The organism is Corynebacterium sp. HMSC073B01, assembly GCF_001838255.1.
Taxonomy (GTDB): domain Bacteria; phylum Actinomycetota; class Actinomycetes; order Mycobacteriales; family Mycobacteriaceae; genus Corynebacterium; species Corynebacterium jeikeium_D.
In genome coordinates, this window is record NZ_KV836149.1 from 15,304 (window position 1) to 33,305 (window position 18,002).

Consider the following 18,002-nt stretch of genomic DNA (forward strand, 5'->3'; position numbering starts at 1 on the left):
GACGCTAATGTTGGCCAATTTGTCGAGCAAAATCCAGTACCCAATCGGAATCCGTACGCAAGGTAATAACGCGAGCACGGCATTTGCGCAGTTCATTGATTACACGCTCGTGGTGGGCACGAGCCTGAGCTGCATACTCGGCGCGGGTCTTGTCGTTGATGTTGAGTTCAATGGTCTCGCCGGTAGCTGAATCCGCCATGACCACCGGGCCTTCGCCGGGTAAGGCTTCATCGGCTGGATCTACCAGGCGAATCGCCATAATCTCTGTCGAGGCCGAGGCAACGCGCAGCGGGCGCGCCCAATCGAGTGATCCAAGGAAATCCGAGATGACAACCAACAGCCCAGCGCGCGGAGCCTGAGTCATTACTGTGTCAATATCCGCTGCGAGGTTATGCTCAGCAGTCGCGTCAGCCAACTGCTTGAGCAGCATCAAGCTGTGGGCACGGCCCTGGCCCGCGGGCACTGGAGTGCCACCGGCGATTAATCCAGTTCGGGACCCCGGGGCGTCGTTAAGCATCGTTACTGCGCCGGCAGCGGCGGTGAGCAGATGTCGTTTGGTGGTATCGGCCAAGCCGGTGGACAGACGTGCGGCGGGTTCGGCTACAATCCAGCACTCCAGCTCGCGCTCGGCCTCGGAGGTGCGAACGTGCGGCACTCCAGTGCGGGCTGTCACTGCCCAGTTCATCTGGCGAACATCATCGCCGATAACATATTCGCGGGAGCCAACCGGCTCAGAGCCATCTCCAGTAGCGGTGGAGAGAAAGCTGCCGCGCAAAAGTCCGTTGAGCTTACGCGTAACAGTTAGCTCTAAGTACGCCAGGACGCGTGCAAGATCGTCTTCACGAGCTGACATTAGGAGGCAGTGCCCTCATCGGAGCCAGTGCTCGCGCCTTGGGGAAGGCGCACGTGAGACAACACGATGTCAATAATCCGTTCGGGAGTAACGCCATCGGCCAGGCCCTCATAGGAAAGGACCAAGCGATGACGCAGCACGTCGGGAAGCACGGAGACCACATCGTCCGGCACGACATAGTCGCGACCGGAAAACAGCGCGTGGGCGCGGGCAGCCGCGACAGCACCAAGAGTTGCACGCGGTGATGCGCCATAGGAAAGCCAGCGGTCGACATCCTTCAACTCCGCCCGCATCGGATTGCGGGTGAGTTCGATGACGGCCACGATGTAGTCAATCAGTGTGTGGTGGACAAAGACTTCGCGGGTAGCGCGCTGCAGTTCCCGAACACTCTCTGGGGTGAGAATCTGCTGCGCGACTGGAGGGGTGGCTCCCATGCGGTAGACAATCTCCCGCTCTTCCGCCGGAGTGGGGTAACCCACGAGGACCTTAAATAGGAAACGGTCCCGCTGGGCCTCCGGCAGTGGGTAGACACCCTGGTTTTCGATTGGGTTTTGCGTGGCCAGAACCAAAAACGGCTCCGGTACTGGCGTGGACTCCCCTGCGATGGACACCTGGTGCTCTGCCATGACTTCCAGCAGTGCCGACTGCACCTTCGCCGGTGCGCGGTTGATTTCATCAGCGAGCACGATATTTGACATGACCGGGCCGGGCTCGACAATGAACTCCGAGGTGTCCTGGCGGAAAATCCGGGTGCCGACAATATCTGATGGCACCAAATCCGGAGTGAACTGGATGCGGGAGTAGGACCCACCCATCACTGTGGCAAAAGTAGACACTGCCAGAGTTTTCGCAACACCCGGAACACCTTCGAGCAGGACATGACCTCCTGCGAGCATCGCGATGAAGAGCTGCTTAATCAGGTGCTCCTGGCCAACCACAACCTTCCCCAGCTCCGCGTATGCGCGCTCGAGGTCCGTGTGGTCAGTGGGCGTTGGGTAGGTCACAGAGAAACCCTTCTTTAGGTCGGTCGCCCGACCTGTAGAACACGTCGTTAGAAACTAGACGAGGCGGACAACGTTCGGTGTCATTCCGTTATAACGGACTGGCGAGATCTTAACCACAGAACCGGACTGCGGTGCCTCAATCATCTTGCCATCGCCCAGGTAGATAGCGACGTGGCCATGACCATTCGGGCCCCAGAACAGCAGGTCACCACGCTTCATCTGAGATGCCGGGTAGTGCTTTCCGCGCTGGTACTGGTAGCCGGTGTAGTGAGGCAGGTCAATGCCGACAGCGGCGTAGGCGTACAGAGTCAGGCCCGAGCAGTCGAAACCAATCTTGTTGTAGTCGCCGTGGGAGTCAGCTACTCCGCCGTCACGGATGCCCTTGGTCGGGCCGTTGGCGTTGCCGCCACCCCATGCGTATGGGACACCGAGCTGCCCCATCGCACGTGCGATGACAGTCTCAACCTTCTGGCTGGAAGAACCCGAGGTGCTCTGACCGGTCTCCGGATTCGTTGGCGCCACAGTCTGTGCCGGGGTGCCGCTTGACGACGAGCTGCCGGTGCTAGACGATTCCGAAGTCTCGGTGGACTCAGAGGAGTCCGAAGATTCGGTCGTCTCAGAGGAACTGGTGGAGCCGGTGGAGCTGCTAGAGCCAGTGGAGCCGGTGGAGCTGTCAGAGCCAGTGGAGGCCGTAGAACCAGTCGAGTCGGTAGAGCTAGTGGAATCAGTCGAGCCCGTAGAACCAGTGGTGCTAGAGCTTTCATCTGTGGACTCAGAAGAGGAATCCTCATCAGTCTGGTTCGACTGCGCCTCGGCGCGAGTCTTAGCTGCGGCTTCCTCAGCGGCCTTCTTGGCAGCGGCGTCTTCCGCTTCCTTGCGGGCCTGCTCGTTCTCATAATTCTGGCGCTGGGAGTTCAGCTCGTTGACCGCGTTTCGGGCTGCATCCAAAGATGCCTTTGCGGCATCGCGATCGACCTGAGCCTGCTGGTAATCAGCTTGCTCCTTTTGAAGCTCCTCGTTTGCCTCGGAGTACGCGTTCTGAGCATCGGTGTTTCGCTGGTTTGCGGTGGCTTCCGCCTGCTGAGCTTCGTCACTCTTCTTGCGAAGCGTGGACTCCTGGTTAGCAGCCTCGGTTCGATTCTTATCCAGAGAGTCAACGGTCTGCTCTTGACGATCCGCTTCGCGACGCAAAGCGGACAGACGGTTAATAGCCTCGGATGCATCTCGCGCACCCTCGAGAATCGAGCCACTGGAACGTCCCTGGCGCATGATGGTGCGTGCTAGCTCGTCGAACTGCTTCTGGGCACTAGCGAGCTCAGCGCGGGAACGGTCGAGTTGGGTTCGCGCCTCGTCGACCGCCTCGCGCGCACGGTTAGCGGCATCTCGAGCGTTCTCAAGGTCCACCATGGCCTTGTTGACATCCTCGCGGAGAGTGCCCATGCGTAGCTCGAGGTCAGATACCCGGCGCTCGCTGGAAGTTACCTCGGCGACCAGGGACTGCAAGTACGACTCGGCGTTAGAGGCCGCCTCACGCGCTTGACGGATCTGGGCGTCGCTCGGATTCAGTGGTTGTGCAGCTGCGACCTGAGTGTTCGTCGCCAGAAGACCCGCCGTGATAATACCGGCAATTGGACGAGTCCAATATGATGCACGGACTTTGCGATTACTCGGCACCGCGTTACTCCTACATTTCTCCTATGGGTGCGTTCACGCCTCAGAATCGACACCAGCGACTTCCCCATCGTTGGATATCTTCCCGTTGTTGCCTCCAGGTCTTGAGTGGAACTTCGAAAAATGTCGAACCGAAACCAGAACCAAAAGCAACAGCGGCGCTCCCGCGAGTTTTCATTGGTCAATACTGGACCCTTGAGTCCACTATTGGCATCACGAAGCACTTTACGGGTCAAAAAGCTCTAAAAAAACATAAGTAACAAAATTACCAACTGTCCCCCACTTTGTAACCGTTTCGTTATATGCCGTGGCCTGCGGTTATGATGAACCCCAGTTTTCTGTGTGAATTATGTCACTATGTGATGACTTATCGGCGTGCCGGACTGCCGCGGACCTTTACCTGGGGTACCGGGCATAAGAAAAGGTCAAGCGCTCATGCTTGACCTTGGCGAAAATCGTTGACACGGTTACGGCGACTGCAACAGTGTTATCCAATTGAGATAGTGACTGAGTTCTCCACTGCTACCAGTTTTTGGGGCATTTACCCTGTCCCTTGCCGTGGGGTGGAAAACCCGGGGACGGTGAATGTATTCAGTGGGGCCGTTAACTCCAGCGTCCGTCGTAAAGCGAACTCTTAGGCGGTTGGGCGTGTGCGTAGCCAGTAGAACGTCAGCCCGACGAAGAGTGCGACGATAACGACGCCTGCGATGAGGCTGTAAAGAGTCCACGGGACGACGTAGTTAGTGAGCTCGTGCAAATAGGCATCGAGACCCGCCGGATAGTCTCGTGGCGTCTCCATCATTGCGTGGTCGGCGCGTTCAATGGCTGCGCGGGGGAAATCGGCAGATGCGGTGGCCACATTGCCCGGTGTGCGCACGACAGTGGTGCCGCCGACTTGGTCCGCTACTTGGCGGGCAAAGGAAAAGATGTCGGTGTTCTTTTGTTCGGCGACGGGGTAAATCTTCTCGCTATCTAGGTAGATGATATTGAAATTGGGCACCCCCCGATTTGCTGCATCGTCGACAATTGGCTGGACCGCTTCTCGGAGCTGTGGGTTATTTGTCACGATGTTGTCGGTGCGTAGCTGAGCGACCACCTTCTCGACGGTTTCTTTCGCTGCCTGTGAATCTGCTGGCGTATGCATTAATTGCCTTCCGTATCGTGCTCCTGTTTTGCGTGAGAATGGTTTCCACGCGCCCCAATTTGGCGGAGATGCTGCTTCGTTTGTCCTATCTATAATGGCCTGCTCTGGATGTGAACGGGGGTAGCGTGACTCGGCGCGCCGCGAGCAATCTACATACAGAACGTTCGTACTGTTATTGTTGATGCAAGGACGGTAACGCTTCCTTAAAAACGTGTGTGTGGGCTCGTGTGCCCCGCGTCGTGATTATTGCTTTAATTGGTTGATAAGGGGCGGCGTGATCGCACCTATGCCTTGTGGAGAGCCGAAATTCGAGTGCCGGACTCTTCAGTTAAGGCGACAATTCACCCGAATAGAAATGGAGCTGACTGTGGCTGAAAGCAAGAACTCTTTCAACGCCCTGCGCAAGCTTGAGGTCGGAGACAAGTCTTATGACTACTTCGCTCTTGACGCCGTGCCGGGTATGGAGAAGCTGCCTTACTCGTTGAAGGTTCTCGGTGAGAACCTGCTGCGCAACGAAGATGGCGCCAACATCACTGAGGAGCACATCAAGGCTGTCGCCAACTGGGTTCCTTCGGCTGATCCGTCGATCGAGATTCAGTTCACCCCTGCTCGCGTTATTATGCAGGACTTCACCGGCGTCGCCTGTGTTGTTGACCTGGCTACCATGCGTGAGGCTGTTAAGACTCTCGGCGGCGACCCGGATCAGGTTAACCCGCTGAACCCGGCAGAGATGGTCATCGACCACTCGGTCATCATCGAGGCCTTCGGTAGCGAAGACGCTCTGGCTAAGAACGTCGAAATTGAGTACCAGCGCAATGATGAGCGCTACAAGTTCCTCCGTTGGGGTACTGGCGCATTCTCCAACTTCCGCGTTGTTCCTCCGGGAACCGGTATTGTCCACCAGGTCAACATCGAGTACCTGGCTCGCGTTGTCTTCGAGAACAACGGCCTGGCATACCCGGACACCTGTGTTGGTACTGACTCTCACACGACCATGCAGAACGGCCTGGGCATCCTGGGCTGGGGTGTCGGTGGTATTGAGGCTGAGGCCGCAATGCTTGGCCAGCCAATCTCCATGCTCATTCCGCGCGTCGTTGGCTTCAAGCTGACTGGCGACATTCAGCCGGGTGTTACCGCAACCGACGTTGTGCTCACCGTCACCGATATGCTGCGCCAGCACGGCGTCGTCGGCAAGTTCGTAGAGTTCTACGGCGCTGGCGTCTCCAAGCTGCCGCTGGCCAACCGTGCGACCATCGGTAACATGTCGCCAGAGTTCGGTTCCACCGCCGCAATCTTCCCGATCGACGATGAGACCGTCAAGTACCTGGCCCTGACTGGCCGTGACAAGGAGACCCTGGAGCGCGTCGAGGCTTACGCCAAGGCTCAGGGCATGTGGTTGGACGAGAACACTCCGGAGGCTGAGTACTCCGAGTACCTCGAGCTGGACCTGTCCACCGTCGTTCCGTCCATCGCTGGCCCGAAGCGCCCGCAGGACCGCATCGAGTTGGCTTCCGCCAAGGAGCAGTTCCGCAAGGACCTGCACAACTACTCCGACGGCGAGATTAAGGGCGCTGTCAAGGCTTCCGCACCGACCTCCGAGCTGGCCGCAGACTACAACGAGTCCCGCGAGGGCCACGGCGAGTCCGCCGCTAACGGCGCTGAAGGTCGCCCGAGCTCCCCGATTACCGTCACTTCCCCGAAGGGCGGCGAGTACACGCTCGACCACGGTATGGTCGCTATCGCTTCCATCACCTCTTGTACCAACACCTCCAACCCGTCGGTCATGATTGGTGCTGGTCTGTTGGCACGCAAGGCAGTCGAGAAGGGTCTGCAGGCTAAGCCGTGGGTCAAGACCATTTGTGCTCCGGGCTCCCAGGTTGTTAACGGCTACTTCAAGCGTGCTGACCTGTGGAAGGACCTCGAGGCTCTGGGCTTCTACCTGTCCGGCTTCGGTTGTGCAACCTGTATCGGTAACTCCGGTCCGCTGCCGGCTGAGATTTCCTCCGCCATCAACGAGGCCGACCTGGCTGCTACCGCGGTTCTGTCCGGTAACCGTAACTTCGAAGGCCGCATCTCCCCTGACGTGAAGATGAACTACCTGGCCTCCCCGATCCTGGTTATCGCCTACTCGATCGCCGGTACCATGGACTTCGACTTTGAAACCGACGCCCTGGGTCAGGACGCAGAGGGCAACGATGTCTTCCTGCGCGACATTTGGCCGTCCACCGAAGAGATCGAAGCAACCATCGAGGCCTCCATCTCTTCCGAGCTGTACGACGAGGACTACAAGGATGTCTTCGCTGGTGACGAGCGCTGGCAGAACCTGCCGACCCCGGAGGGCAAGACCTTCGCTTGGGACGACAAGTCCTCCTACATCCGCAAGGCACCGTACTTCGACGAGATGGAAATGGAGCCGGCACCGGTTTCCGACATCAAGGGCGCTCGCGTCCTTGCTGCCCTGGGTGACTCGGTGACTACCGACCACATCTCCCCGGCTTCCTCCATTAAGCCGGGCACCCCGGCTGCTCAGTACCTCGACTCCATGGGCGTTGAGCGCAAGGACTACAACTCCCTGGGTTCCCGTCGTGGTAACCACGAGGTCATGGTGCGCGGCACCTTCGCTAACATCCGCCTGCAGAACCAGCTGCTTGACGGTGTTACCGGTGGCTACACCCGCGACTTCACCCAGGAGGGTGGCCCGCAGGCCTTCATCTACGACGCTGCCATGAACTACAAGGAGGCTGGCACTCCGCTGGTCGTCGTTGGTGGTAAGGAATACGGCACCGGTTCCTCCCGTGACTGGGCAGCTAAGGGCACCCTGCTGCTGGGCGTCAAGGCTGTTATCGCTGAGTCCTTCGAGCGTATCCACCGCTCGAACCTCATCGGCATGGGCGTTGTTCCGCTGCAGTTCCCGGAGGGTGAGTCCTGGAAGTCCCTGGGTATCGATGGCACTGAGACCTTCGACATCGCTGGTCTGGAGGAGCTGAACAACGGCTCCATCCCGAAGACCGTCAAGGTTACGGTTACCAAGGAAAACGGCGAGTCCTTCGACTTCGACGCTGTGGTCCGCATCGATACCCCTGGTGAGGCTGACTACTACCGCCACGGCGGTATTCTGCAGTACGTCCTGCGCAACATGATCAAGGGCAACTAGTTTCCCTTTGACTCGTGCGCGCTAGGGCTTGTTACAAGCAGCGCTTCTAGAGGCCGGTAGGTAGCGCTAGCCCGCGGATTCATACCCCACGGGCTAGCGCCCTGCCGGCCTCGGGTTTCTCTACCCCAACCAAAATGAGGCTTGGGAAGTATAGGAATGGCGCTGCCACGTCATGCAGTGAAACATGTCCCTGGGCGTCGCCGGCAAGAAAAGAGTTTCCTTATGCCAAAAGTGAGTAACCAGGATTTAGCTCAACGGCGGCACGAAATTCTCGACGGCGCTCGGCAGTGCTTTGCAGAATTCGGCTACGACGGCGCAACGGTCTCTCGTCTGGAGTCCGCTACCGGTAAGTCTCGCGGTGCTATTTTCCATCACTTCGGATCCAAAGAAGGTCTGTTCTTAGCATTGGCCGAAGAAGATGCCGCAAATATGGCGGAAGTCGCGGAGGCTTCCGGCTTAGTGGAAGTAATGCGTGATATCGTGGCGAACCCAGACAAGCATGGCTGGCTGGGAACTCGCCTTGAGATTGCCCGTCGCCTTCGCAGCGATCCGGAGTTTAAGGGCCAATGGTTGGGCCATCAGGATCAATTGGATGACGCTGTTGCCCACCGATTGACCCAGACATCCTCATCCGGCTCCCTACGGTCGGATTATTCGGTTCGCACGATGCAGCTTTTTCTCGAGCTGATGCTCGATGGCATCATCGTTCGTCTGGCATCTGGTCGCACTGTCGACGAATTGGATTCCGTGCTTGATTTAGTTGAAGACAGCTTACGGCGCAAGGACTAGCCACTCAGGCTAGGCCTGATAGCGTTACGTACCACCCGCTCCCCTAATACGGGAGCGGGTTTCGGCTTTCTGCCGTGCATTTACCCCGTTTGACCGGTGAAGATGCATAGATTTCACTCAATATGGACTAAGCTGTCTATTTATGAGTGTGGGTAAGTTTTTGTTGGTGGCGCTCCGCCCCGCAGATGGTGCGGGGCAAGCCGAGTACCAGGACTTTCTGGATTCCACCGGGCTTGAGCCCAGCCAGTTGGATCTGTTTACCATCGACGCTGTCGGCGCTAAGTTGCCCGACCTGACCTCCTATGACGGCGTATTCGTCGGAGGCAGCCCATTTAACATCACCGACCTTGAGCATTCGGGGCTGCAGAAGTATTCGCACGATGTGCTTTACGACGTACTTAGGAGTCCTGTCCCCGCACTGCTTATCTGCTACGGCGCTAGCTACACGGCCTTTACTTCGGGCGGTTTGGTTAACCTGCGTCACGGCGAAGTAGCGGGTTCTACCCGGGTAGAGCTCACCGAAGCTGCCACTCAGGATCCAATAGCTTCGGTGTTGCCTCCGGTTTTTTATGCGTTGACTGGCCACAAGGAATCCGTTGCGGAACTTCCAAATCACGCGACTTTGCTTGCCACAGGCCCAACCTGTCCGGTGCAGATGTACTCGATCGGATCGAATAACTGGGTTACCCAATTTCATCCGGAGATGAATGCCAACGGACTGCTCCGCAGAATGTCTTTCTACACCGACGTCGGTTACTTTGACCCGGAGGAAGTCGATGCGATTCGACTAAAGGTATCTGATGTGGACCTCCAGGCCGTCTCGTCAATCATCCCCCGATTTATGCACGTATGTACGCATGCAGCCAATCCGAGCCTGCTAGTGGTGCAGTAGTCTCCGTCCCCCTCTAGCTCCCTTTTTCACGAAATTTGTTCCCGCAAATGTCTACCTCCGCCAAGCCCTTCCTCCTGCTTTCCACACGCGGCGAAGATGCCGCAGCTCACGCTGAACATCTCTCATTTGCCAGGAGGTGTGCATTGGCGCCGGCAAAGTTGCATCAAATTCGCCTGGAACAGTCTCGTCCGGGGAATCTGAATCTAGATAACTACTCGGGCGTAATCGTTGGCGGAGGTCCCTTTAACGCCTCTGATGACGATAAGAGCTATCTACAGAAGGAAGTCGAGACCTGGTTCGAGGATTTGTTGGCAGAAGTGCTCGAACGAGACTTCCCCTTCTTCGGAGCTTGTTATGGCGTCGGCCTGCTCGGTACTGCTGGCCATGGCCGTGTCTCCCGCAAGCACGGGGAGCAGGCAGCTGTAATCGAAGTAGCTGCAACTCCAGATGGCGAATCAGATCCAATTCTTGATGGTTTACCGGCCCACTTTCACGCCATCGTCGGCCACAAGGAGGCCATCGAAGAACTGCCTGGCGACGCTACGTTGTTGGCAACTGGTAAGGACTGCCCCGTACAGATGTTTCGGTTGGGCCGCAATGCATATGCGACGCAGTTTCACCCGGAATTAGATGCCAACACATTTGCCCAGCGTCTCCAGATTTACGCAAATGAGGGCTACTATTTACCAGGAACAGATCTTAAAGCGGTGTCGGCCGCGCGACAGTTGGATGTTGCTCGAAGTGGGCGTATTCTTCAGAATTTCGCTCGGCTCCATACCGCATGTAGAGACTAATTAGTTTTATCTAGTGGCAATAAGCAAAAGGAATGTGATTGTCGCATGGAGAGGTGGAATCCCGATTCGGCACTTGCCGGACAGTCACCATCAATTGAAATGTCTGTGCTGCGATCCGGCGCGATTATTATTGCCGTCACCGGCTTTTTGTGGCAGGTTGAATCGGCTGTTCGTTCTGTCCCCTTTGAAAACTTTCTGAGCCACTGGTTCCCTTTTGCATCACTGCTCATATTCATTCTCAGCGATATGTTGTTGATTTGGGCTGTGATTAATAATACGCGGCGAGGCCTTATTACCGCACTGCGTGTGCCGATGTACATCATGTTGGTTTTCCTGATGTTGGTTTCAACCTATTGGGATCTCCCTCATAACCTCGTTGGAAATGCGCTCTGGTATAGCCCATTTTCAGGTTTAGCCCTCGCTGCATTTGCTCTGACAGTGCCACTCCACATCAGTTTGTCCGTGATGGTATTTGTTCCCGGACTTATTGCGGTCATTAATTCGTGGTTGCTGGGACACACTTTTTGGCTCGACATGTTGTCGGATGTTGGTTTCAATCTCATCAACACTTTTCCATTTGTGATTATTGCAGGCTCTGCACAACCCGTCGCAAGGCTTATTGACTTCACCTACGAGAACTCTCGGAAGGTCAATGAGAGAGCGGAGCGTATGCGTGTCCGCGGCGAGGCGATGAGCAGCTTCAACGCCTATGTCCATGACTATGTATTGGCCGCACTGTCTGCAATCGGTAAGGGCTCTAAGATTGACTTCTCGCTAGACGAGCAGACTGGGCTGTTTTTCTCGCCTCGGCAAACAGTAAGCGGTAGAGCTTTTGCTGAGGCTGTACGGGCGCAATTGATGTCGGTGAGCCCCGACATTTCGGTAACGCTAGACACCAGCGAAGAAGGCGGTCCAGTTCGGCTGCCAGGAGAAGTTGCTAACACGTTCCTATTAGCCGCAACCGAGGTGGCAAATAATGCCAAGCGTCACGCAGGTGCCGCAGCGGAAAAGAAATGCCACATTCGTGTTGCCTCGGGAGAGGTGTCCATTGATTTTCGTGACGATGGCACCGGGTTCGACCCCGAGGGAATTGACCCGCATCGTGCAGGTATCCGGTTGAGCGTTAAAGGGCGAATGGAGGCCCTTCGCGGTGGAGATGCTCTCGTTAATTCAAAGCCTGGGAAAGGTACTCAGGTTATTCTCAAATGGCACGGTAATACCTCTCCTGTGGAAGAGGAAGATGTAGTCGATTCCTCCGCTCACACGACATCGCTGTATGACCTCATGGGAATGTCAATTGTTTTTTCCTGGCAGTTCTACGGCGCGATCGTCGGCGTGTTGTTCATGGTTCTAGTCAGTAATGGACAATTATTTACCGCGGCCGGGCAAATCAGTCTGGCATTAGCGATCGGCCTTCTCGGGCTGATTATGTATGGCCGCCATTCACAATTGCCGTTAGCCCGTGCAATCGTAACTGGTGTCGCGATCGTTGTATTAGCTGTGGTGGGGCTCTACCAGCCCATTCCAAATAATTTGGAATGGTCGTATTTCTGGCACTTTAGCTTAATTTCTTTTGCATCTGCATTGCTCTCCATCCGCGGCCGCCCCTGGGTTGCGCTGAATTCAGTGCTCGGTGGCGCGATCATGGTGGAGCTTCTCAAGTTCTTCCCCTTTGCCCCCTCGGATACGACCCACATCAGTATCTCTGGAGTTGACCTGTTAGTTCGCTCCGTGATGTTGGTCGCGGGAATTTTGACGTCCATCATGGTCCGCTTTTTTATGCGCACCGTTCCGCAGTCTATTCAGGATTATAATCGTGCGCTGTACGCTGCCGGGGCCGCCAAAGAGTACGAAATTAGCAGCCAGAGTAACTACGAATGGCTGCAGCGCCGGGTCGGCCCCATTTTTAGCGCCGCTGCAGTTTTGGAAGAACCGACCCCGCGACTGCAGTTGCGTGCGCGGCTTACAGAGCAGCTTCTCCGAGACGTCCTACGTTCGCCGCATCTAAATGTTGGGTCCCTTCACCAAGCTGTTTGGGACGCCCGCGCAAGAGGTGTTCATGTCCGGCTCCTCGATGACCGCAATCACACGCAGGCCGTTTCCGATAGCACCGATGTGCGCCGTATTCCGCTTGTCGACGACGATTCCGCGGTGGCCAAGTTGATGCCGAACTTCCTCGAAGCAATCGATAACGCCGAAGAAGGATCGGTAACAATTCGCCTATTGCCCCCGGGCAGACGTGCATTTGCATCTATTTCTGATGACAATGGAGTGCAAAGGTTTGATGAAGCCGGTGAGAGGATAGTGATGTCACGTGACTAGGGAGAATATTGCGGGAATGAGCAATGCTTCCATCGACGTCTCGGCTGCAATTGACTCCGACAACATCGGAGATTACAGCGTGCAGTCGGATCGTTTGCTTCGCGTTGCTGCGATTGATGATCATGCCTTGACTCTGCAGGGGCTCGAAACCCTGCTTTCTGCAGAGCCAGACTTTGAGCTCGTCGGCTGTTATCAAACTGTGCCGGAGCTACTGGCCGATGTGGGCACCGATGACCGCCTGGATGTGGTCGTGCTGGATCTACGGCTGGCGGATAATTCAGATCCAGCGCAGAACGTTCTGTCGCTGGAATTGGTTACCGATCACGTGCTCATCCTCTCGTCAGCTGAAAGCCCATACCTTGTCCGAAAGGCAGTGCGTACCGGAGTGATGGGGGTTGTGCAAAAATCGGAAACCCCGGAGACAATCGTGTCTGCAGTACGGCTGGCGGCACTTGGCAAGGGTGCGCTGACTACAGAATGGGCATCGGTAGTTGACTCTGATCCCCTGCTCGACTCTGTCGATTTGTCAGAACGCCAGCGTGAGGTACTGGAGCTTTACGCCTCCGGTGAGTCGACGAAGCGAGTCGCGTCGATGACAGGGCTGACACCGAACACCGTGTTGGACTACTTGGGTCGTATTCGAGCCAAGTATGCGGCAGCTGGCCGGGCCGAGAACAGCCTTAACAAGTCGGAGATGTATAGGCTCGCTCAGCAGGACGGTTACCTGCCAGGGCCAATGGATCCGTCTTAAGCCAGCTCGACGATTTCCATGTAGTCGTCGCTCCAGAGGTCTTCGGTGCCGTCGGGAAGCACGATGACGCGCTCGGGCTCTAGCGCCTTGACCGCACCTGGATCGTGGGTAACCAGAACGACGGCCCCGGTGTAAGTGCGAAGTGCATCGAGAACCTGTTCGCGGGACTGCGGGTCGAGGTTGTTAGTGGGCTCGTCGAGAAGCAGGACGTTTGCGCGGGAGCTAACCAGCGTCGCCAGCGCCAGACGCGTCTTCTCACCACCGGAGAGGGTTCCCGCTGGCTGCTGCAGCTTGTCGCCGGAGAACATAAAGGCACCGAGCAGGCTCCGCAGCTCCGGCTCGTTGACGTCAGGGCAGGCGTAGACGGTGTTTTCCCAGACAGTCTTGTCCGGATCAATCGTGTCGTGCTCCTGGGCGAAGTAGCCGATGCGCAGGCCGTGGCCGGAGACAATGCCGCCTTCGCCATCGGTGCGCTCCACACCGGCGAGTAGCTTCAGCAGCGTCGTCTTACCAGCACCATTGAAGCCGAGGACAACCACGCGGGAACCCTTGTCAATCGCAAGATCAACACCGGCGAAGACCTCCAACGAGCCATACATCTTGGTCAGTCCCGTGGCGTTGAGCGGAGTCTTGCCACAGGGGGCCGGCTCTGGGAAGGAAATGTGGGCGACTTTATCCTCGACGCGGACCTCGTCGAGACTGTCCATCATGCGCTCAGCACGAGCCACCATCTGCTTGGCCGCACGAGCCTTCGTCGCCTTCGCGCCTAGCTTCTCGGCCTGCTTGCGCAGTGCGCTGGCCTTCTTCTCCGCGTTAGCGAATTCACGGCGACGTCGAGCCTCATCGGTCGCGCGTGCCGACAGGTAGTTCTTCCAGCCCATGTTGTACACATCAGCTTCGGCGCGCACCGCATCGAGGAACCAGACTTTGTTACACACGGCCTCGAGCAGCTCGACATCGTGCGAAATCATGATCAAGCCGCCCTCATGCTTACTGAGGAATTCGCGCAGCCAGGTAATCGAATCCGCATCGAGGTGGTTCGTCGGCTCGTCGAGAAGCAGCGTCGTGGCGGACTTGCCCGAGCCTTCGGTAGCGGCGAAGAGAATCTGAGCAAGCTCGACGCGGCGGCGCTGACCACCCGAAAGCGTCTTCAGCGGCTGGTCGAGTACGCGCTCCGGCAACCCCAGCGCGTCGCAAATGCGGGCTGCCTCGGCGTTCGCCTCGTAGCCGCCGAGGTCGTGGTAGCGCTCCTCGAGACGCGAAAACTTCCGAATCGCCGCATCGCGTTTCGTGTCGGTGGTCGCGGTCTCCATGATCTCCTGTTGGCGATCCATGCTGCGGCGGATTTGGTCAAGACCTCGCGCCGACAGCACACGGTCGCGGGCGGAGATGTCGATGTTGCCCTCGCGCGAGTCCTGTGGCAGGTAACCAATCGAGCCAGAGCGCACTACTGAACCGCCATAGGGTTCAGTTTCACCGGAGAGAATACGCATAGTCGTCGTTTTGCCAGCACCATTTCGCCCGACGAGTCCAATCCGGTCTCCCGGCTGGACGCGCAGCTGCTCACCCGGCGCAGTGAGCAGGGTACGGGCGCCGACTCGGACTTCAAGGTCATGGGTCACAATCACGAACGAGTAGCCTACCAGTTATGGCTTCATTTCCCGTGACCGCCTCCGTCGTCGGCCTCGGGCCCGCCGGAAGAATCGCCGCCCACCGTGCATCCGCTCGCGGCTGGGATGTCACCGCTTATGACCCAGCCGGTGGCACACTGCCCTCGACGATTGGTCTCTGGTGCGACCAACTCCCCGACTGGTTGCCCAGCGACTTCCTCGCCGCCACCTTTCAACCCAGCGTCATTCTTGCCGACGGCACCGAACGTCAGCTCGCCCGCAACTACGGCGTTGTTAACAAGGACTGCCTGCAAGAACTTGGCGGTTTCCACATCGAACGCCGCGCACTCACCGATTCCGAAACCACGGGTACTGACATCACAATTGTCACCACCGGGCGCACGCACGCCGCAGTCGGGCGAGGTGGGCAGGTACGGCAGCTCGCCATCGGGCACATCTTTTCGCTTGACGACGTCCCCAGCGCCCACCGCCGCGCAGTCCTCATGGACTTCACTCCGGCTGAACCGGTTGACCCAGCGGCAGAGCCGGCTAGTTTCTCCTATCGCATTTTCTTGGATGACAGGACCTTCCTCATTGAAGAGACCATTCTCGCTACTCCGACTCCTATGGTTGACGGGTATCGTGGCGAAGCCGGTGCTGCAGTCCGGATCGGCGGTGAGGCCGATGACTCCGCACTTTTAGCGCTGTTGCGTAGACGCCAAAGTGCACGGTTGAAGTCCCTGGGGCTTTCGGAAGATCTGGCCATCGATGAAGAAGTGGTGTCCTTTCCCCTACTGGCAAACTTTCCCTCTCGCCGCGGTAACTTCACGCACAGTGGACCATCCATGGGCACTCTCTTCGGCTTTGCTGGTGGTTGGATGCATCCTGCCACTGGTTACTCGGTGGGTTCGGTTATCGAAGATGTCGACCGCTTCTTGGCCGATATGGAAAAGAAGGGAAGCCGGACGCTGGGGACGTCGTTAAGCATGCGATTGCAGCGATGGCTACGCGAACGTGGACTCGCGGCGCTGCTGGGGTTCGATGCACGACAGACGGGTGCGTTTTTTCGGGCGTTCTTTTCGTTGCCGGAAAAGGACGTGTTTGCCTATTTGATAGGGACATCCCCACTGACGACGCTTCGCGCTATGGCGAAAGTGGCCGTGCCTTTGCTGAAAATGAGTCCGCGTACGTGCGGAAAGCTCATCGCAGGGTTTGTGCGGGGACCTGGGAGATGGAGAACTCGTTGACCGGGAGCATATACATCAGCCGATTTGTGGGGTGATACCAACAATTAAAGCCGTGTGGTTTTTGCATTCACCGGAGTACAAACGCTTATGATAAATGAATGACTTCGACGCAATCTGAGGAGACTTCCTCACAAAACCATAAGCTTCAGCGCAGGCTGAGAGCTCGCCACCTGAACATGATTGCCATTGGTGGTGCCATTGGTACGGGCCTGTTTGTTGCCTCCGGTGCGACCATTTCGCAGGCCGGTCCAGGCGGTGCGCTTATCGCTTACGCTCTTATCGGCATCATGGTGTGGCTGGTTATGCAGTCTCTCGGCGAGATGGCCGCTTACCTGCCGGTGCCCGGTTCCTTCCAGGAGTACGGTCGCCGATACGTCTCAGAATCCTTCGGCTTTGCCATGGGCTGGAACTACTGGTTTAACTGGGCGATTACTGTGGCCGCAGAGCTCGTCGCTGCTGCGCTGGTGATGCGCTATTGGTTCCCGGATGTGCCTTCAATCATCTGGTCCGCGCTCTTCCTCGCGATTCTATTCGGGCTGAATGCCCTGTCCGCACGTGCATTCGGCGAGGGTGAGTTCTGGTTTGCGACCATCAAAGTCATTACCGTCATCGTCTTCCTCGTTCTTGGTGTCGGCATGATTTTCGGCATCTTGGGTGGGTCCTCTCCCGGCTTCGAAAACTGGACCACGGGCGACGCCCCATTCGTCAATGGCGGAATGGGACTGTTGGCTGTCTTCGTCGTAGCCGGATACTCCTTCCAGGGCACCGAGATGGTTGGTGTAGCAGCAGGTGAGGCTGAAGATCCTGAGCGTACGATTCCCCGCGCGATTCGCACTATCTTCTGGCGTATCCTGCTGTTCTACATCGGTGCCATCGCGGTTATTGGTTTCCTTATTGCGTACACGGACCCGAATCTTCTGAACGCCGCCGAGGACAACATTTCCATTTCACCGTTCACCCTGGTCTTTGAACGCGCAGGTATCGCGATTGCCGCTGGCCTGATGAACGCCGTTATTCTGACTTCGGTGTTGTCCGCGGGTAACTCCGGTATGTATGTGTCCACTCGTATGCTGTTTTCCCTGGCCCGTCAGGGACACGCTCCGCGTTACTTTGGCAAGCTTTCTGGGCATGGCGTTCCGCTGCGCGCTCTGATTGCCACCGCTGTCATCGGTATGGCTGGCTTCATTACCTCATTGGTAGGCGATGGTGTGGCGTACACCTTCTTGCTGACGCTGTCTGCGCTCGCGGGCTTTATCACCTGGTTTGGTATCTCTTTCAGCCACTACCGCTTCCGCAAGTGTCTGAAGGCCCAGAATATCCCGTTGGATTCGCTTCCCTACAAGGCGAACTTTTTCCCCGCCGGTGCTGTGCTGGCACTGATTATGTGCTTCTTTGTGGTGGCCGGACAGGCACTTGATCCGATTCGCACTGGCGAGAATATCTTCGCTATCCTCACTCCGTACCTGGGTATCCCGGTCTTCGTCCTGCTGTGGTTTATCCATAAGAAGGTCACGGGCTCCAAGCTCGTTGACCCGGCCACCGCAGACATGACTCGCGAATAGCTGCGAAGAGCTGTGAATAGATGCGAGTAGCTATGCATCTCGCATCTAACTCTCACAACTTGGATTAGCAGTCGAAGACAATAGCGACCCCGCTTGGCACTTTTCAGTGCCAGGTGGGGTCGTTTTTAACTCCGAGTCGGACAGCTTGAAAAAATTGCGGGGATGCTCGTGTGAATACGGGCTGCAGATGTGAAACTGTGCAAGTTTAT

General features: G+C 57.1%; 13 protein-coding genes. 8 read left to right on the forward strand and 5 right to left on the reverse strand.

Going from position 1 to position 18,002, the window contains the following annotated elements; all coding sequences use genetic code 11:
• Positions 1–4 precede the first annotated feature (4 nt).
• From HMPREF2849_RS03800 to HMPREF2849_RS03815, 4 genes are all read right to left on the reverse strand, one after another.
• Positions 5–853 carry a DUF58 domain-containing protein gene (locus tag HMPREF2849_RS03800; protein ID WP_016422768.1) on the reverse strand — a complete coding sequence of 283 codons (849 nt, stop codon included), beginning with the start codon at positions 851–853 and terminating at the stop codon, positions 5–7.
• Entirely contained in the window at positions 853–1,857 is a 1,005-nt protein-coding gene (locus tag HMPREF2849_RS03805; RefSeq protein ID WP_016422767.1) for an AAA family ATPase, read from the reverse strand. The genes HMPREF2849_RS03800 and HMPREF2849_RS03805 overlap by 1 nt, the downstream gene beginning before the upstream one ends.
• A gap of 54 nt (positions 1,858–1,911) precedes the next feature.
• Complete coding sequence (locus HMPREF2849_RS11485; RefSeq protein ID WP_070862622.1) at positions 1,912–3,531, reverse strand: DIP1281 family NlpC/P60 protein; 1,620 nt, start codon at positions 3,529–3,531, stop codon at positions 1,912–1,914.
• Between the two features lie 631 nt (positions 3,532–4,162).
• The gene (locus HMPREF2849_RS03815) at positions 4,163–4,672 is read right to left on the reverse strand and encodes an Rv1476 family membrane protein (RefSeq protein WP_048734147.1); all 510 of its coding nucleotides are present in this window, start codon (positions 4,670–4,672) and stop codon (positions 4,163–4,165) included.
• A gap of 367 nt (positions 4,673–5,039) precedes the next feature.
• Here HMPREF2849_RS03815 and acnA point away from each other — a divergent pair, with 367 nt between their 5' ends.
• The 6 genes from acnA to HMPREF2849_RS03845 all read left to right on the forward strand — a co-directional run bounded on the left by acnA (position 5,040) and on the right by HMPREF2849_RS03845 (position 13,374).
• Entirely contained in the window at positions 5,040–7,826 is a 2,787-nt protein-coding gene (acnA, locus tag HMPREF2849_RS03820) for an aconitate hydratase AcnA (RefSeq protein WP_080971469.1), read from the forward strand.
• Between the two features lie 222 nt (positions 7,827–8,048).
• A complete protein-coding gene (locus HMPREF2849_RS03825; RefSeq protein ID WP_016422763.1) occupies positions 8,049–8,615 on the forward strand; it encodes a TetR/AcrR family transcriptional regulator in 567 nt (188 codons plus the stop codon).
• Between the two features lie 142 nt (positions 8,616–8,757).
• Complete coding sequence (locus HMPREF2849_RS03830) at positions 8,758–9,507, forward strand: glutamine amidotransferase-related protein (RefSeq protein WP_070438429.1); 750 nt, start codon at positions 8,758–8,760, stop codon at positions 9,505–9,507.
• 47 nt (positions 9,508–9,554) lie between these two features.
• A complete protein-coding gene (locus HMPREF2849_RS03835; protein WP_080969614.1) occupies positions 9,555–10,301 on the forward strand; it encodes a glutamine amidotransferase in 747 nt (248 codons plus the stop codon).
• A 45-nt stretch (positions 10,302–10,346) separates the two neighbouring features.
• Positions 10,347–12,623, forward strand: coding sequence for a sensor histidine kinase (locus HMPREF2849_RS03840; RefSeq protein ID WP_049170602.1), 2,277 nt, complete (start codon positions 10,347–10,349; stop codon positions 12,621–12,623).
• Positions 12,616–13,374, forward strand: a complete 759-nt coding sequence (locus HMPREF2849_RS03845) for a response regulator transcription factor (RefSeq protein WP_224433497.1) — start codon at positions 12,616–12,618, stop codon at positions 13,372–13,374. The genes HMPREF2849_RS03840 and HMPREF2849_RS03845 overlap by 8 nt, the downstream gene beginning before the upstream one ends.
• Here the strand turns inward: HMPREF2849_RS03845 and HMPREF2849_RS03850 are convergent.
• Positions 13,371–15,002: an ABC-F family ATP-binding cassette domain-containing protein gene (locus tag HMPREF2849_RS03850; RefSeq protein ID WP_038625400.1), complete on the reverse strand. Its 1,632-nt coding sequence runs from the start codon at positions 15,000–15,002 to the stop codon at positions 13,371–13,373. The genes HMPREF2849_RS03845 and HMPREF2849_RS03850 overlap by 4 nt on opposite strands.
• 20 nt (positions 15,003–15,022) lie before the next feature.
• On the opposite strand from HMPREF2849_RS03850, the gene HMPREF2849_RS03855 reads away from it, so the two are divergent.
• Together HMPREF2849_RS03855 and HMPREF2849_RS03860 are read left to right on the forward strand one after the other, a co-directional pair.
• Positions 15,023–16,231: a lycopene cyclase family protein gene (locus HMPREF2849_RS03855; protein WP_070767478.1), complete on the forward strand. Its 1,209-nt coding sequence runs from the start codon at positions 15,023–15,025 to the stop codon at positions 16,229–16,231.
• A gap of 98 nt (positions 16,232–16,329) precedes the next feature.
• On the forward strand, positions 16,330–17,793 hold the full coding sequence (locus HMPREF2849_RS03860) for an amino acid permease (RefSeq protein WP_049190722.1): 1,464 nt from the start codon (positions 16,330–16,332) through the stop codon (positions 17,791–17,793).
• Positions 17,794–18,002 lie beyond the last annotated feature (209 nt).

What these genes read in the sequence shown, in the direction of transcription:
- HMPREF2849_RS03800 (WP_016422768.1), bottom strand. Translation starts at nt 853, where the DNA reads ATGTCAGCTCGTGAAGACGATCTTGCACGCGTCCTGGCGTACTTAGAG.
- HMPREF2849_RS03855 (WP_070767478.1), top strand. Translation starts at nt 15,023, where the DNA reads ATGGCTTCATTTCCCGTGACCGCCTCCGTCGTCGGCCTCGGGCCCGCC.
- HMPREF2849_RS03860 (WP_049190722.1), top strand. Translation starts at nt 16,330, where the DNA reads ATGACTTCGACGCAATCTGAGGAGACTTCCTCACAAAACCATAAGCTT.
- HMPREF2849_RS03815 (WP_048734147.1), bottom strand. Translation starts at nt 4,672, where the DNA reads ATGCATACGCCAGCAGATTCACAGGCAGCGAAAGAAACCGTCGAGAAG.
- HMPREF2849_RS03825 (WP_016422763.1), top strand. Translation starts at nt 8,049, where the DNA reads ATGCCAAAAGTGAGTAACCAGGATTTAGCTCAACGGCGGCACGAAATT.
- HMPREF2849_RS03840 (WP_049170602.1), top strand. Translation starts at nt 10,347, where the DNA reads ATGGAGAGGTGGAATCCCGATTCGGCACTTGCCGGACAGTCACCATCA.
- HMPREF2849_RS03830 (WP_070438429.1), top strand. Translation starts at nt 8,758, where the DNA reads ATGAGTGTGGGTAAGTTTTTGTTGGTGGCGCTCCGCCCCGCAGATGGT.
- HMPREF2849_RS03835 (WP_080969614.1), top strand. Translation starts at nt 9,555, where the DNA reads ATGTCTACCTCCGCCAAGCCCTTCCTCCTGCTTTCCACACGCGGCGAA.